This window comes from Anaeromyxobacter oryzisoli (genome assembly GCF_022690765.1).
In the GTDB taxonomy this organism is placed as follows: domain Bacteria; phylum Myxococcota; class Myxococcia; order Myxococcales; family Anaeromyxobacteraceae; genus Anaeromyxobacter; species Anaeromyxobacter oryzisoli.
In genome coordinates, this window is record NZ_JALCZA010000033.1 from 20149 (window position 1) to 35472 (window position 15324).

16 protein-coding genes are annotated in these 15324 nt (G+C 74.6%); 9 read left to right on the forward strand and 7 right to left on the reverse strand.

Translation table 11 applies throughout. The annotated features are described in order from the left end of the window. The first annotated feature begins 75 nt into the window (after nt 1-75). From ku to MNZ27_RS12120, 3 genes are all read left to right on the forward strand, one after another. The gene (gene ku / locus MNZ27_RS12110; protein WP_242394335.1) at nt 76-987 is read left to right on the forward strand and encodes a non-homologous end joining protein Ku; all 912 of its coding nucleotides are present in this window, start codon (nt 76-78) and stop codon (nt 985-987) included. A 372-nt stretch (nt 988-1359) separates the two neighbouring features. Beyond that, nucleotides 1360-1797 carry a phage holin family protein gene (locus MNZ27_RS12115; RefSeq protein WP_242394336.1) on the forward strand — a complete coding sequence of 146 codons (438 nt, stop codon included), beginning with the start codon at nt 1360-1362 and terminating at the stop codon, nt 1795-1797. Further along, the gene (locus MNZ27_RS12120; RefSeq protein WP_242394337.1) at nt 1797-2219 is read left to right on the forward strand and encodes a hypothetical protein; all 423 of its coding nucleotides are present in this window, start codon (nt 1797-1799) and stop codon (nt 2217-2219) included. Before MNZ27_RS12115 ends, MNZ27_RS12120 begins: the two co-directional genes overlap by 1 nt. A gap of 82 nt (nt 2220-2301) precedes the next feature. On the opposite strand, the gene MNZ27_RS12125 is transcribed toward MNZ27_RS12120, so the two are convergent. From MNZ27_RS12125 to lpxC, 3 genes are all read right to left on the reverse strand, one after another. Beyond that, nucleotides 2302-2538 carry a hypothetical protein gene (locus tag MNZ27_RS12125; protein WP_242394338.1) on the reverse strand — a complete coding sequence of 79 codons (237 nt, stop codon included), beginning with the start codon at nt 2536-2538 and terminating at the stop codon, nt 2302-2304. Then, nucleotides 2535-2675, reverse strand: a complete 141-nt coding sequence (locus MNZ27_RS12130) for a hypothetical protein (protein WP_242394339.1) — start codon at nt 2673-2675, stop codon at nt 2535-2537. Before MNZ27_RS12130 ends, MNZ27_RS12125 begins: the two co-directional genes overlap by 4 nt. A gap of 183 nt (nt 2676-2858) precedes the next feature. Continuing rightward, on the reverse strand, nt 2859-3782 hold the full coding sequence (gene lpxC / locus MNZ27_RS12135; protein ID WP_242394340.1) for a UDP-3-O-acyl-N-acetylglucosamine deacetylase: 924 nt from the start codon (nt 3780-3782) through the stop codon (nt 2859-2861). 286 nt (nt 3783-4068) lie between these two features. Here lpxC and MNZ27_RS12140 point away from each other — a divergent pair, with 286 nt between their 5' ends. After that, nucleotides 4069-4809 (forward strand): rhomboid family intramembrane serine protease, encoded by a 741-nt coding sequence (locus MNZ27_RS12140; protein WP_242394341.1) that lies wholly within the window; start codon nt 4069-4071, stop codon nt 4807-4809. A 37-nt stretch (nt 4810-4846) separates the two neighbouring features. Here MNZ27_RS12140 and ruvB read toward each other — a convergent pair whose 3' ends face one another. Genes ruvB through MNZ27_RS12160 form a run of 4 tightly spaced genes read right to left on the reverse strand, consistent with a single transcriptional unit; the run spans nt 4847 to nt 9131 of the window. After that, nucleotides 4847-5875, reverse strand: a complete 1029-nt coding sequence (gene ruvB, locus MNZ27_RS12145; RefSeq protein WP_242394342.1) for a Holliday junction branch migration DNA helicase RuvB — start codon at nt 5873-5875, stop codon at nt 4847-4849. Between the two features lie 60 nt (nt 5876-5935). After that, the gene (gene ruvA / locus MNZ27_RS12150; protein WP_242394343.1) at nt 5936-6529 is read right to left on the reverse strand and encodes a Holliday junction branch migration protein RuvA; all 594 of its coding nucleotides are present in this window, start codon (nt 6527-6529) and stop codon (nt 5936-5938) included. Then, nucleotides 6526-7071: a crossover junction endodeoxyribonuclease RuvC gene (gene ruvC, locus MNZ27_RS12155; RefSeq protein ID WP_242394344.1), complete on the reverse strand. Its 546-nt coding sequence runs from the start codon at nt 7069-7071 to the stop codon at nt 6526-6528. The genes ruvA and ruvC overlap by 4 nt, the downstream gene beginning before the upstream one ends. A 59-nt stretch (nt 7072-7130) precedes the next feature. After that, nucleotides 7131-9131, reverse strand: a complete 2001-nt coding sequence (locus tag MNZ27_RS12160) for a potassium transporter Kup (protein ID WP_242394345.1) — start codon at nt 9129-9131, stop codon at nt 7131-7133. Between the two features lie 185 nt (nt 9132-9316). Here MNZ27_RS12160 and MNZ27_RS12165 point away from each other — a divergent pair, with 185 nt between their 5' ends. From MNZ27_RS12165 to MNZ27_RS12185, 5 genes are all read left to right on the forward strand, one after another. Continuing rightward, entirely contained in the window at nt 9317-10705 is a 1389-nt protein-coding gene (locus MNZ27_RS12165) for an MATE family efflux transporter (protein WP_242394346.1), read from the forward strand. 134 nt (nt 10706-10839) lie between these two features. After that, complete coding sequence (locus MNZ27_RS12170; protein ID WP_242394347.1) at nt 10840-11274, forward strand: archease; 435 nt, start codon at nt 10840-10842, stop codon at nt 11272-11274. A 32-nt stretch (nt 11275-11306) separates the two neighbouring features. Further along, entirely contained in the window at nt 11307-12749 is a 1443-nt protein-coding gene (locus MNZ27_RS12175) for an RtcB family protein (RefSeq protein ID WP_242394348.1), read from the forward strand. A gap of 51 nt (nt 12750-12800) precedes the next feature. Continuing rightward, on the forward strand, nt 12801-13022 hold the full coding sequence (locus tag MNZ27_RS12180) for a hypothetical protein (protein WP_242394349.1): 222 nt from the start codon (nt 12801-12803) through the stop codon (nt 13020-13022). 42 nt (nt 13023-13064) lie between these two features. After that, the gene (locus tag MNZ27_RS12185; protein WP_242394350.1) at nt 13065-15239 is read left to right on the forward strand and encodes a thioredoxin domain-containing protein; all 2175 of its coding nucleotides are present in this window, start codon (nt 13065-13067) and stop codon (nt 15237-15239) included. Nucleotides 15240-15324: the final 85 nt, after the last annotated feature.

A 15324-nucleotide genomic window follows, 5' to 3' on the forward strand; every position in this document is an offset into this window, starting at 1 on the left:
GGCGCCCCACCCGCCACGCGCAGCGCGCGTTGCCGTCGCCCGGCCGGGGACGGATCGTTCCCGCGGGAGGCGCGCATGGCGAGGGCGATCTGGAGCGGGTCCCTGTCCTTCGGGCTGGTGAACATCCCGGTGAAGCTGTTCGGCGCGGTCTCGCCGAAGGACGTGCGCTTCCACATGCTCCACGACGCCGACGGCGGGCGGATCCGCCTCAGGCGGTTCTGCGAGGTGGAGGACCGGGAGGTCCCCTACGAGCACGTCGTGAAGGGCTTCGAGGTGGGGGCGAACCGGTACGTCACGGTCACCCGCGAGGAGCTCGAGGCGTACGATCCGAAGGCGACGCGCACGATCGAGATCCACGACTTCGTGGAGCTCGCCGGCATCGACCCGGTCTTCTTCGAGAGCACCTACTACCTCGTGCCCGAGCGGAGCGCGGCGAAGGCCTACCGGCTCCTCGGCCAGGCGATGCGGCGCGCCGGCAAGGTGGGCATCGCCACCGCGGTGCTGCGGACGCGTGAGTCGCTCTGCTGCGTGCGCCCCTCGGGCGAGGAGGCGCTCGCGCTCTCGACCATGAACCGCGCCGACGAGATCGTCCCGGCCTCCTCGCTGGAGCTCCCCGAGGCCGGTGGGCAGCCCTCGGAGCGCGAGCTCGCGATGGCGGAGCAGCTCGTCGCCTCCCTCGCGGGCCCGTTCGACCCGGAGAGGTACCCCGACCTGCGCAGGCAGCGGATCCTCGAGCTCGTCGAGCGGAAGGCGGAGGGGCAGGCCATCGAGGCGCCGCAGCCGGAGGCCGGTCCGGCGCAGGTGGTGAGCCTCGCCGACGCGCTCGCCGCGAGCCTCGCGGCCGCCCGCGGAGGGGGGAAGGCGGCCGGGGCCGGCGGCGAGGAGGAGCGCGCGGCGGCCCGCCCGGCACGCGCCGCGCGGCGCAGCGCGCCTCCCCAGGCGGCGCGCACCGTCGCCTCGAAGCGCCCCCGGAAGCGGCGGGCCTGAAAGCGCCGCTCGATTGGGCTGAGACTCCCCCGTCCGCTGCTCGCCCTTCGACTCCGGCGCGCAGCGCGCGCCGGAGCCTGTCCTGAGCGGAGCTGCCGCAGGCAGCGGAGTCGAAGGACTCAGGGCGAACGGAACTTCGAATCGCCTGCGCTGCTCCGTCGTCGTGTGCCCCGGCTCGGCGACGGCATCGTGTGCCTCGCGACGGGCTGACCCAACCGAGAGGCGCATGACACCCGGCCGCCGGCCCGCCGCCCGCACCGCGCGGCGGCGCGACGGCCCGCCGATCGCCCCGCGAGCGGCCGATGCGCGGCGCGCAGCGCGGGAGCACCTTGTCCCCGTGCGCCGGCGACCGGCCGGGCGCGCGGAGGAGCCATGGGCGCGAGCGACCAGCCGGGGACCGCCGCGGGACCGCCGCCGCCGGGGACGGCGGTGCGCGAGCTGACGACCCGCGATCTCGTCACCGAGGTCGCCCGCAAGGCGAGCGCGCTCGTCCGCAAGGAGGTGGAGCTCGCGAAGGCGGAGGTCCGGGCCGATCTGCGCGCCGAGATCAAGATGGCGAGCGGGATGGGCGTGGCCGGCCTGTGCGGGGTCTTCACGGTGCAGCTCCTCCTCACGGCGGTGGTCTTCGCCCTCGCCGAGGCCGGCGTGCTCCCGGGCTGGGGGGCCGCGCTGGTCGTGGCGGCGGTGGTGCTCGCGGTGGGCACCGCCGTCGGGCTCTGGGGGTGGGCGAAGCGCGTCCGGAAGCCCCTCGGCGCGACGCGCCGCTCCGTCGAGGAGGACGTGCGATGGGCGAAGGAGCGGCTCGCGTGATGAGCGCCTCGGAGGACGTGCGGCGCGTCTCCGGCGAGATCGAGACGCTCCGCGGCGAGCTGGGAACGCTCGTGGCGGAGCTCGATCGGAGGCGCCACGAGGCGCTCGATCTCGGGCTCCAGGTCCGCCGGCACCCCGCGGTCGTCGCGGTGGTGGCCGGCCTGGCCGCGATCGCCGTCGGCGGCCTCATCGCGTTCGCCGTCCGCTCGCGCCGCGAGCGGCGGCGACCGACGGTCCGCGCCCGCGAGGCCCGGCGTGCGCTCGCCCGCCTCCTCGAGCACCCGGAGCGGGTCGCGTCGTCGGAGCCGAGCCTCCCGGGCAAGGTGGCGAGGGCGCTCGCGGTCGCCGCCGCCAGCACGCTCGCGAAGCGCCTGGTCGAGCGCGCCGTGCAGCCGGCGCGGCCGGCGCGGGCTCGGGCTTGAGGCTCGAGGCCGGGCCCGCCTGCCCCGGATCGCCGCGCAGGCCCCCGGCTGGCTGCCCCCCGGCTCGGAACCTCGCGCTCGGCTAGGCGAGCCCGGCGTCCTCCGTCGCGACGACGCGTCCAGCGCAGTGCGCGCAGCAGAACACGCGCCCCTCCGCCTCGATCCCGTGCCCCATGATCCGGCAGGCGCAGTGGGCGCACCGGGGCGCGAGCGCCTGGATGGCGCACTCGAAGCTGTCGAACACGTGCGGCTTCCCGCCGACCGCGATCTCGAGCACGCGCTCGCTCGCGTTCCCGCAGACCTCGCAGGTCCGGGTCATGCGATCGCCTCCTCGCCGCCGTTCGGCCCGGTGACCGCCTCGAAGCCCGCCTCGTCGAGGAGCGGCCAGATCCCGGCCGCCAGGTAGAACGCCCCCTGTCCGATCGCGAGCCTCCGCCCCGTCCGCTCGACGTGCACCGGTGGACGATGGCCACGCGCCCGACGCGGAGCGAGGCTCGCTCGCGGCCTCGCCGGGGCCCAGGCCCGCGCCGCCGGACGGCTCACCGAAGGGGTCCGGGGAGGGGCGCCGATGTCACGGTGGGACGCGCCGCCGCTCGCGTCGAGCGCGCCTCCGCCGCTCGGTCGTCCGCGGGTGCCCGATCAGGCGATCTGGCCGCCCGGGACGGCGACGGGGACGCGGGCGTGGATCGACGGTGCGTCCGCCTCGGCGCTCACGCGGACCACGCGGTGCGAGGAGGCCTCCGCGAGGACCTTCTTCACGAGCGCCTGGTTCATCGCGTGCCCGCTCTTCGTGGCCGAGAACGCGCCGACGACGGGCATGCCGAGCAGCGCGAGATCGCCGACTGCGTCGAGCACCTTGTGGCGCGCGAACTCGTCGGGGAAGCGCAGCCCCTCGGGGTTCAGGATCGAGAAGTCGTCCACGACGATGGCGTTCTCGAGGCTGCCGCCCCGGGCCAGCCCCATCGCCTGCATCCGCTCGATGTCCCTCAAGAAGCAGAAGGTGCGGGCGCGCGCGATCTCGCGCTCGAAGGACCGATCGGTGAGCGTCACCCGGAACGACTGGTTCGTGATGAGCGGGTGGCCGAAGTCGGCGGTGAACTCCACCGAGAAGGCGTCGGAGGGCTCGAGGCGCGCGACCTTGTCGCCGTCGCGCAGCTCCACCGCCCGGTCCACCACGAGGTAGCGCCTCCCGGCCGAGAGCTCCTTCACGCCCGCCTCGTGCACGAGGCAGACGAACGGCGCGGCGGAGCCGTCGAGGATCGGGATCTCGGGCCCGTCCACCTCGACCCGGCAGTTGTCGATCCCCATCCCGTGGAGCGCCGCCATGACGTGCTCGACCGTGGAGACGCGGGCCTTGCCCACGGCGACGCTGGTCGACAGCATCGTGTCCACGACGAGCTCGTTCCGCGCCGGGATCTCGATCCCGAGATCCATGCGGACGAACGTGATGCCGGCATCCGCCGCCGCGGGGGCGAGCGTCAGCGTCGCGGGGCGGCCGGAGTGGAGGCCGATGCCCGTGCACGAGACCCGCTTCGCAACCGTCCGCTGTTTCCAGTGAGCCATTTTCCAGTGTCCGTCCGTGGGCGACGCGCCCGGCGCCCCACTTGAGCAATCGACGTGCCAGCCAGCGCCTGCCGCGCGTCCTCGCTCCCGAGTCGGGGGCCACCACAACGGCCCGATTTATCGGGAGTTTTTGATACGATGCCCGCCTGCTTCGCCACGCCGTCCCCCGGAGGTGTCGAAGACCTGATCGATCGAGCCCCGAACCGCGACATGCATGTCAGACCGGAGGTTCGGCCCACACCTCGAAGGCGGGCGCTTATAGCATGAGCGGCCGAGGACAGACGGCGTGATCCCCCTCAGCGACGACAACCCGCTCGATCGAACGCCGATCGTCACGATCCTCCTCATCGCCGCGAACGTCCTCGCGTTCCTGTGGCAGATCGATCTGCCCGGGCTCCCCGCCGCGTTCGCCTCCGGCGACGCCCTCGGGTTCATCGAGCGGCAGCTCCAGCTCAGCGCGTTCCGCGGCGGGGTCGTGCCCTACGAGATCCTCAGGCTGACCGATGTCGAGTACCGCGACATCGTGCCGCCGCCCTTCACGATCGTGACGGGCATGTTCCTTCACGGGGGGTTCGTGCACATCGCCTCGAACATGCTGTTCCTCTGGATCTTCGGGAACAACGTCGAGGACGCGCTCGGGCGCCTCCGGTTCACCGTCTTCTACCTCGCCTGCGGCGTCGTCGCGGCGCTCGTCCAGGTGGTCTCCTCCGCGATGACCGGCGACCTGTTCGTCCCGATGGTGGGCGCGAGCGGCGCGATCGCCGGCGTGCTGGCGGCGTACATGGTCCTCTTCCCCCGCGCCCGCGTCACGACCCTCGTCATCGTCCTCGTCTTCGTCCGGATCGTCCCGATCCCCGCCGGCTTCTTCATCGGCGCCTGGTTCCTGCTCCAGGTGCTCTCCGTGGCGTTCGGCGGGAACACCGGCGTGGCGCTCTTCGCGCACATCGGCGGGTTCGTGACCGGGTGGCTGCTCGTGCGGATCATGGGCCGGCGCCCCACGTGGCGGGCGCGCCGGCTGGTGTGGTGAGGGGGCTACAGCAGCCCCTCCTGGTGTGGTGAGGGAGCTACAGCAGCCCCTCCTGCTTCCCGCGCGGCCGCTCCCGCCCGAGGTGCGTGAACGCCGCCGGCAGCGCGACCCGGCCGCGGGGCGTGCGCGCGAGGAAGCCCTCGCGGACGAGGAACGGCTCGTAGACGTCCTCGATCGTGTCGCCCTCCTCGCCCACCGCCGCGGCCACCGCGTCGATGCCGACCGGGCCGCCGCCGAACGTGTCGATGACCGACGCGAGGATGCGACGGTCCATCGCGTCGAGCCCGCGGGAGTCCACCTCGAGGCGCGAGAGCGTCCGCTCGACGATCTCCCGGCTGAGCCGCCCGTCGCCCTCGACCTGCGCGAAGTCCCGGGCGCGCTGGAGGAGCCGGATCGCGATCCGGGGCGTGCCCCGGGCCCGCCGCGCCAGCTCCTCGGCGCCGTCGGGCTCCACCGGGAGCGCGAGCTTCCGCGCGGCGCGGACGGCGATCTCGCGGAGCTCCGCCGCCCCGTAGTACTCGAGCCGCTCCTGGATCGGGAACCGGTCCCGGAGCGGGCTCGCGAGGAGGCCGGTCCGCGTGGTCGCGCCCACGAGGGTGAAGCGCTCGAGCTTCATCTCCATCGTCTGCGCGCCGAGCCCCGCCCCGAGGACCACGTCGAACCGGAAGTCCTCCATCGCCGGGTAGAGCGCCTCCTCCACCGCCGGCGAGAGCCGGTGGATCTCGTCGATGAAGAGGATGTCCCGGGGCGCGAGGGCCGTGAGGAGGCCGGCGAGGTCCCCCTTCTTCACCAGGGCGGGGCCGCTCGTGACGTGCAGCGTGACCCCGAGCTCGTGGGCCAGGATGTAGGCGAGGGAGGTCTTGCCGAGCCCGGGCGGCCCGGACAGGAGGACGTGGTCGAGCGCCTCCCCGCGCCGCTTGGCCGCCGCCGCGTAGACGCGGACGTTCTCGACGATCTTCGCCTGGCCGACGTAGTCCTCGAACGTGGCGGGGCGGAGCGACTGCTCCAGCTTCTCCTCGCCCTCCAGGGCCTTCGGGGAGACGTCGCGGACCGGCTTCACGGGCATGGCGTCGCGAGCCTAGCACGACCGGACGACGCCGCTCCCCGGCGCGCCGCGAGCCCGCGGCTATCCCCGCAGCAGCTTCAGCGCCTCGCGGACCAGCTCGTCGAGCCGCTTCTCCTCCGCGCCCTCGCGCAGCGCGTCGAGCGCGCCGTCCGCCTGGGCCGGCTTGTAGCCGAGGTTCACCAGCGCGGTGCGGAGCTGCTCGAGGACGTCGGCGCCGGGGCGCGCCTTCGCCGGCCCGGCCGCGCGGGCGAGCGCGACGAGCCGCTCCTTCAGCTCGACCACGAGCCGCTCCGCGGTCTTCTTGCCGACGCCCTGCACCTTCGTGAGCCGCGCCACGTCGCCCTGGGCGACCGCCTGGGCGAGCTCCCGCGCCTCGATCCCGGAGAGGATGTTCTGCGCGGCGCGCGGGCCGACGCCCTTCACGCCGATGAGGGCCCGGAAGACCGCCTCCTCGTCCTCGCTCGCGAAGCCGTACAGGTCCAGCGCGTCCTCGCGGACGTGCAGGTACGTCCGGAGCGTCACCGCCTCGCCGCGAGGGGGCAGCGAGGCCAGCGCGACCTGGGACAGGTGGACGAGGTAGCCGACCCCGCCGACGTCCAGGATCGCGTGGTCGTCGGCCTTCTCCGCGAGCTTCCCGGCGAGGCGCGCGATCACGGCGCCCTCCGGTGGTCCCGCCGCGCGGGCACGAGGCGCGCGGCTGCGGCGGCGGCGCGCTGGCCCGCGCCGGGGAGCTGGAGCGGGCGGCGCGCGAGGTGGCAAACGGCGAGGGCGAGGGCGTCGGCCTCGTCGGAGAGGTCGGGCGCGACCCCGAGGAGCATGCGGGCGGTGCGCAGCATCTGGTCCTTGCCGGCGCGGCCGTTGCCGGTGAAGGCGAGCTTCACCTCGGCGGGCGCGTACTCGAACACGGGGAGCCCGGCGCGCGCGGCGACGGCGAGGGCGACGCCGCGCGCCTGCCCGAGCACCAGGGCGGAGCGGGGCGACGCGCCGGAGAAGACCGACTCGAGCGAGACCTCGCCCGGCCGCGCCCGGGCGACGAGCGCCTCGAGGCCGTCCAGGATCCGTCCGAGGCGGATCGCCAGGGGCAGCGCCCCCGGCACGAGCACGCCCGACTCGACCACGCGGAGGCGGGCTCGCTCCCGCTCCACGACGCCGTAGCCGCAGCGCCGCGAGCCGGGATCGATGCCGAGGACGATCACGCGGGCATGCTAGCAGACGCTGAACCGGCGTCCAGCTTCGGGCGCCTCGGATCGAGCCATCAAAGCTGGATCTGCGCGCCCATCTCCACGACGCGGTTCGGCGGCAGCCCGAAGAAGGAGCTCGCGGTCTGGGCGTTCTTCGCCATCAGGATGAAGAGCCGCTTGCGCCAGCTCCAGATCGCCGCCGGGCCGTTCGGGAGCAGCGTCTCCCGCCCGAGGTAGTAGGTCGTCTCCATGGGGACGATCCGGATCCGCGGTCCGGGGCTCGCGAGCGGCCGGGTGGGGAGGGAGTCGAGCAACGCCGGCACGTCCGGCGTCTCCATGAACCCGTAGCGGGCGAGCACCTGGAAGAAGCCGGCCCCGAGCTCGCGGGTGGTCACCCGCTCGCGCTCCGGGATGAACGGGATCTCCTCGGTCATGATCGACACGAGGATCACGCGCTCGTGCAGGATCTTGTTGTGCTTCAGGTGGTGCAGGAGCACCGGCGGGACGCCGCCCGGGTTCGAGGTCATGAAGACCGCGGTCCCGGCCACGCGCTGGAGCTTCTTGCGCCCGACGTCCGCCATGAAGACGTCGAGGGGCAGCCCGGCCTCGCGGAGCATGAAGGCGAGCGCCTCCCGCCCGCGCTTCCAGGTGGACATGAGCGTGAAGACGAGGACCGCCGCGGCGACCGGGAACCAGCCGCCGTCCTCGAACTTGACGAGGTTCGCGCCGAAGAACGCCACGTCCACCGCCAGGAAGAGCACGGTGAGGGGCCACGCCTTGAGCGGGCCCCAGCGCCACTGATCGCGCGCGACGCGGTGGAAGAGGAGCGTCGTCACCATCATGGTGCCGGTGACGGCGATGCCGTACGCGGCGGCGAGCCGCGAGGACGACTGGAACCCGAGCACCAAGGCGACGCAGGCCACCCCCAGCGCCCAGTTCACCTCGGGGATGTAGATCTGCCCGATCTCCGCCGACGAGGTGTGCCGGATGGTGACGCGGGGCGAGTACCCGAGCTGGACCGCCTGCTGCGTGAGGGAGAACGAGCCGGAGATGAGGGCCTGCGAGGCGACGATCGCCGCGGCGGTCGCGATGGCGATCATCGGGTAGAGCGCCCACGACGGCACGAGCAGGTAGAACGGGTTCGTGGCGGCGGCCGGATCGTGCAGGAGCAGCGCCCCCTGCCCGAGGTAGTTGAGGAGGAGCGCCGGCATCGCGAGGGTGAGCCAGGCGAGGCGGATGGGGCGCTTCCCGAAGTGGCCCATGTCCGCGTAGAGCGCCTCCCCGCCGGTGATGACGAGGACCACGCCGCCGAGGACGAGGAACCCCTGCCAGCCGTTCGCGAGGAAGAAGCGGACGCCGTGCACCGGCGAGAGCGCCAGGAGGATCGAGGGGTCCGCGGCGATGCCGCGGATCCCCAGGGCGGCGATGCAGCAGAACCACACCAGCATGACCGGCCCGAACACCGCGCCCACCGTCGCCGTCCCGCGCTTCTGGAACAGGAAGAGCAGGACGAGGATCACGACCGTCACCGGGACGACCAGGTGCCCGAGGGCCGGGGCCGCCACGGTGACGCCCTCGACCGCGCCGAGCACGGAGATCGCCGGCGTGATCACGCCGTCGCCGTACAGCAGGGCCGCGCCGAAGAGGCCGAGCACGAGGAGCACGCGCCGCCCGAGGCGCCGGGTCTCCGTCTTCCCGACGAGCGCCATGAGGGCGAGGATCCCGCCCTCGCCCCGGTTGTCGGCGCGCATCACGAAGGACATGTACTTGAACGTGACGACGAAGGTCATCGCCCAGACCACGAGCGAGAGGACCCCGCGCACGTTGTCCTGGGTCGGCAGCACGCCGTGCGGGCCGGTGAAGCACTCCTTCAGCGAGTAGAGCGGGCTCGTCCCGATGTCGCCGTAGACGACCCCGAGCGCGCCGACCGCGAGGGCGAGGAGCGCCTTGCCGGTGGGCTGCGTCCGATGGCCGAGCGGCACCGGCGTGGCGAGCGGTGCGTCGGGCGGGTGCGACGCGGCCGGGGTGGGGTTCGGCTCCGGCGCTGCGTCGAGGGTGGAGGGTACCTGGGACATCGGGAGGGCGGCGAAGTAACCACGATCGGCTCGTCCCCGTCGAGTGGCTCCCCTGGCACGGACACAATATTCCGGATTTCCTGTCGAATCCCCGTTTTTCGTGCTGCCTGCCGTCCGGGCATTCTCCCCCAATAGAGGGGGAATGCTGCCCGGAGCCGACCAGTCCGCTATCTTCGCGGCCCTCCATGATCTCCCCTGCCCCCTTCCGCGCGGAGCTCCGCGCGCTCGTGCGTCTCGCGCTGCCGCTCTCGATCGCGGCGAGCGGGCAGGCGCTCATGGGGGTCGTCGCGACGGCGGTGGTGGGGCGGGCGGGCGCCGTCGCGATGGCGGGCGCCGGGCTCGGGAACTCGATCTTCTTCGCCGTGAGCGTCCTCGGGATGGGGCTGATGCACGGCGTGGATCCGCTCGTGTCGCAGGCGCTCGGCGCGGGCGACCCGACCCGGGCGCGCCGCTTCCTCTGGCAGGGGATCTGGCTCGCCGGGGCGACCTCGCTCGTCCTCGCCGTCCCGCTCGCCCTCGCGCCGTTGGCGCTCGTGCACCTCGGCATCCCGCCCGAGGTCGCGGCCCAGGCCGGCCGCTACATGCACCTGCGCCTCCCCGGGCTCCCGCTCTTCCTCCTCTACTTCGTCGCCCGCGCCTACCTGCAATCGCACGGGATCGCCCGGCCGATGGTGGTCGCGGTGCTCCTCGCGAACGCCCTGAACCTCCCGGCGGTGGCGATCCTCGTGTTCGGCGGCGGCGCGCTGCCGGCGTGGACCGGGCCGCTCCGGCTCGTGCCGCCCATGGGCGCCGGAGGCGCGGCGCTCGCCACCACGCTCTGCATGCTCGTGCAGTCGGCGGTGCTCGTGGCGGCGATCTCGCGCGTCCCCTTCCCCCGCGGCGCCGGCGGGCACCGCCGCTTCGCGCGGGCGGAGGTCTGGGCGGCGTTCCGGGTGGGCGCCCCCATCGCCCTGCACATGGGCACCGAGGTCGGCTTCTTCGCCCTGGTGGCGTTCCTCGCCGGCCGCCTCGGCGCGGGCGCGATGGCGGCCCACCAGCTCGCGCTCTCCCTCGCGAGCCTCACCTTCACCTTCGCGGTGGGCTTCGGCGAGGCGGGCTCGGTCCGCGTCGGGTGGGCGGTCGGCGCGCGCGATAGGGGCGCGGCCCGCCGCGCCGGGCTCGCCGCCTTCGCCGGCGGCGTCGGGTTCATGTCGGTCTCGGCCCTGACGTTCCTGCTCTTCCCCGCCGCGCTCGCCCGCCTCATGACCGACGACGCGCGGGTGATCGCCACCGCCGTGCCGCTCCTCCGGGTCGCCGCGCTGTTCCAGCTCTCGGACGGGCTCCAGGGGGTGGGCGCCGGCGTGCTGCGCGGGGCGGGCGAGACCCGCTTCACCTTCCTCGCCAACGTGGTCGGCCACTGGCTCGTCGGCCTCCCGGCGACCCTGCTGCTCGGGCTCGCCCTGGGCCACGGCGTGACCGGCCTGTGGGGCGGGTTCTGCTTCGGGCTGACCACCGTCGGGGTCGCGCTCCTCGCGCGGTTCCTCCGCGTCTCGTCCCGCGAGATCGTCCCCCTCGCGGACCGGGCCGCGGCGTAGCCCGGTCGGCGGAGGGCTCGGGGGCCGACCCGGTCCGTGGAGCGGGCCGGCGGGCGCGGCGGCACGGCACGGCGACGGCAGCTCGCGGGGCGGCCCGGCTCGCCGGCCGGCCATGTCATTGGAAGAATCTTTGCGTGCGCCTCGCCCTGCCGCAGCCGTTCGAGGACCTCGACCACACCGCCGACGTGGGCGTGCGCGTCCGGGGCGCGTCGGCCGAGGAGGCCCTCGCGCGGCTCGTCCTCGCCCTGGGCGCGCTCCTCGCCGGCGGCGGGCCGGTGCGCGCGGACGAGTCCGCGCGGATCGCCGTGCCGGGCGGGCCGGGGCTCGCCGGCACGGCGATCGCCCTGCTGCGGGAGCTACTCTACCGGTTCGCGACCGACCGCCGCATCCCGGCCGCGGTCGAGATCCTCCGGCTCGGCGAGGACGGCGTGGAGGCGCTCGTCGAGACCGGCGGCTACGATCCGGCCGCACACGCCGACGGGCTCGACCTCAAGGCGGTGACCTGGCACCTCGCGCGGCTCGAGCCGGAGGGGCGCGAGTGGATCGGCCAGATCCTGTTCGACGTCTGACCCGATCCCGGCTCCGAGGCCCGAGGCGCGCCATGACCCAGCTCCGCCGCATCGAGGGCGACCTGTGGGAGATCCCGCGCGAGGGACGGATGAAGGTGCCCGGCCGCGTCTACGCGGTGGGGCCGCCGGCGCCGGACGACCCCGCCCTCGAGCAGGTGAAGAACGTCGCCCACCTCCCCGGGATCCTGCGCTTCTCGCTGGCGATGCCGGACATCCACTGGGGGTACGGGTTCCCCATCGGCGGGGTCGCGGCGGTGGACGCCGACGCGGGCGCGATCTCGCCCGGCGGCGTCGGCTACGACATCAACTGCGGCGTCCGGGTGATCACGACCGGGCTCGACGCCGAGGAGCTCCGGCCGCGGCTCCACCCGGTCGCGGCGCAGCTCTACCGCGACATCCCCACCGGCGTCGGTGCGAGCCGGGCCATCCCGCGGCTCGATGACGCCGAGCTCGACGGGGTGCTCCGGGACGGCGCCCGGTGGGCGGTCCGGCGCGGCTTCGCCGCGGCGTCGGACGACGCAGAGCGGTGCGAGGAGGGCGGGCGGCTCGCCGGGGCGGACCCGGAGGCGGTGAGCCCGCGCGCGCGCCAGCGCGGCGCCGACCAGGTGGGGACGCTCGGCAGCGGGAACCACTTCGTCGAGGTGGACCGGATCGCCGAGATCCACGATCCGCGCGCCGCCGAGGCGTTCGGGCTCGAGCCGGGGCGCGTCGCGATCCAGATCCACTCGGGGTCGCGCGGCCTCGGCTACCAGGTCTGCGACGAGTCCCTCGCCGCCCTCGCCCCTCGGCTCGCGGGGTACGGGCCCGACTACGCGGCCCTCCCCGATCGGCAGCTCGCCTGCGCGCCGATCTCGAGCCCGGAGGGGCGGCGGTACCTCGGCGCGATGCAGGCGGCCGCGAACTTCGCCTGGGCCAACCGGCAGGTGATGACCGGCCTCGCCGTCCGCGCGTTCCTGCACGCGCTCCGGATCTCCGAGCGGGAGCTCGGGGCGCGGCTCCTCTACGACGTCTGCCACAACGTGGCGAAGCACGAGGAGCACGAGATCGACGGCGTCCCCCGGCGCGTCCTGGTCCATCGGAAGGGCGCCACCCGCGCCTTCGGCCCGGGCGATCCCCGGGTCCCCGCGCCGTACCGGGAGGTCGGGCAGCCGGTGCTCATCCCGGGCGACATGGGGCGCTACTCGTACGTCCTCGCCGGGACCGCCAAGGCGATGCGGGACACCTTCGGGAGCAGCTGCCACGGCGCGGGCCGGCTCCTCTCCCGCGGCGAGGCGCTCAGGCGCGCGCGGGGCCGCTCCATCGCGCGCGAGCTGGCCGATCGGGGGATCGAGATCATCGCCCGCGGGAAGAAGACGCTCGCGGAGGAGATGAGCGAAGCCTACAAGGACGTCGCCCGCGTCGTCGCGGTGATGGACGGCGCCGGGATCTCGAGGCTCGTCGCCCGGCTCGAGCCGCTGGCGGTCATCAAGGGGTGAGACCGGCGCGCCCCTGCAGCCTCTCGGCCGGCGTGCGTAGATTGGCGCCGTATGGCCGACGCGCCCGAGCGCGAGCTGAAGCTGCTGCAAGGCGGCCGCGGCGAGGACGACCCGCCGACCGGGCGCCCGCTCCCCCGGTCCACGCTGCGGGTCATCCCCGGCGGCCCCGCCGGGGATCTCCAGGCGGCGATCGAGGAGACCGTCCAGGCCGCCCGCAGGATGCGCCAGGAGATCGAGGCGCGCATCGCGAAGGAGCTGGAAGACCTGTTCTGACGGCGTGTTGTCCGCGCCCGTCCAGGGCGTTATCGAGCTTCCATGCTCGCCCCCCTCCCCGGCGCGGCCCCGTTCCCGGAGCCGCTCGCGCGACGCCTCGCGGACGCCGTGCGCGCGCGGGGGCCGTCCTACCTCCCGCACACGCGCCACCTCGTGGACGGGGTGCCGCGCTTCACGAACCGGCTCGTGCTCGAGCGGAGCCCGTACCTGCTCCAGCACGCGCACGACCCGGTGAGCTGGTACCCCTGGGGCGACGAGGCGTTCGAGGAGGCGCGCCGCACCGGGCGCCCGGTCTTCCTCTCCATCGGCTACTCCACCTGCCACTGGTGCCACGTGATGGAGCGGGAGTCCTTCGAGGACGAGGAGATCGCCCGGATCCTGAACGAGCGGTACGTGGCGGTGAAGGTCGATCGCGAGGAGCGGCCGGACGTGGACGGGATCTACATGACCGCGGTCCAGCTCCTCACCGGCGGCGGCGGGTGGCCGATGACCGTGTGGCTCACGCCGGAGCGCGAGCCGTTCTTCGGCGGGACCTACTTCCCCCCGCGCGACGGCGCGCGCGGGACGATCCGCGGGCTCCGCGGGCTCCTCGACGAGCTCGCCGACCTCTACGCGAAGGATCGGCCGCGCGTCGCCGCCGCCACCGGCTCGCTCGTGGCGGCGGTCCGCACCGCGCTCGCGTCCGCCGAGCCGCCCGCGGACGCGCCCCCCGGGTCCGCGCCGATCGAGGACGCGGTGGCCCAGATCGGCCGCGTGTTCGACCCGATCCACGGCGGGCTGCGCGCCGCCCCCAAGTTCCCGTCGAGCCTCCCGGTCCGGCTGCTGCTCCGGCACCACCGGCGCACGGGCGATCCCGAGGCGCTGCACATGGCGATCCTGACGCTCGAGAAGATGGCGGCGGGCGGGATCCACGATCAGCTCGGCGGCGGCTTCCACCGCTACTCGACCGACGCGGAGTGGATCGTCCCGCACTTCGAGAAGATGCTCTACGACAACGCGCTCCTCGCCGTGGCGTACGCGGAGGCGTGGCAGGTCACCGGCCGGCGCGACCTCGCCCGGGTGACCCGGCAGACGCTGGACTACCTCCTGCGCGAGCTGACCTCGCCGGAGGGCGGGCTCTGGTCGGCCACGGACGCGGACTCGGAGGGCGAGGAGGGGCGGTTCTTCGTCTGGGACGAGCGGGAGCTGCGCGACGCGCTCGGGCCGGACGCGGATCGCTTCATCGCCTTCCACGGCGTCACGCGGGAGGGGAACTTCGAGGGGCGCAACGTCCTCAGGGTCCCCCGGCCGAACGACGAGACCTGGGACGCGCTGGCCCCCGCCCGCGCCAGGCTGTACGCGCTCCGGGCGCGCCGGCCGGCGCCGCTCCGCGACGAGAAGGTGCTCGCCGGCTGGAACGGCCTCGCCGTCTCCGCCCTCGCCTTCGGCGGCCGGGTGCTCGGGGAGCGCCGCTACGTGGACGCGGCGGTCCGCGCGGCGGAGTTCGTGCTCGGGCGGATGGTGGAGGACGGCCGCCTCCGCCGCTCCTGGCTCGCCGGCGAGGCGGGCGGTCCGGCGTTCCTCGACGATCACGCGTTCCTCGCGCAGGGGCTCCTGGACCTGTTCGAGGCGACGTTCGAGCCGCGCTGGCTCAGCGCGGCGCTCGAGCTCTCCGAGCGGCTCGAGCAGCTCTTCGGCGATCCCGCGGGCGGCGGCTGGTTCACCACCGCCGCGGACCAGGAGCAGCTCCTCGCCCGGGAGAAGCCCACCCGCGACGGCGCCGAGCCCTCCGGCGCCTCGGTCGCCGCCCTGAACGCGCTCCGGCTCGACGCGTTCACCACCGACGCGCGCTGGCGCGGCCGCGCCGAGGCCGCGCTCCGCCACTACCGCGACGTCCTCGAGACCCAGCCCACCGCCCTCCAGGACCTGCTCCTCGCGCTCGACTTCGCCACCGACGCCCCCCGCGAGGTGGTGCTGCTCTGGCCCGAGGGCGAGCCCGCGCCCGAGCCGTTCCTCGAGGTCCTCCGCCGGACCTTCCTCCCGAACCGGGCGCTCGCCGGCGCCGCGGAGGGCGACGCCGCCGCGCGGCTCGGCGCGGTCGCCGCCATCGCCGCCGGCAAGGCGACCGTGGGCCGGCGCCCGACCGCCTACGTCTGCGAGCGCGGCGCGTGCCGGCTGCCCGCCATCGCGCCGGAGAAGCTCGCGGCGCAGATCAAGCCGGTCCGGCCGTACCGCTGATCCCGCGGGAGCTGCGCCCCCGCTCCGTCGGCCCTGAGCTCGTCGAAGGGGTCGCCGGGGCTCCTCCCCCTGTGGCTCCCACTGG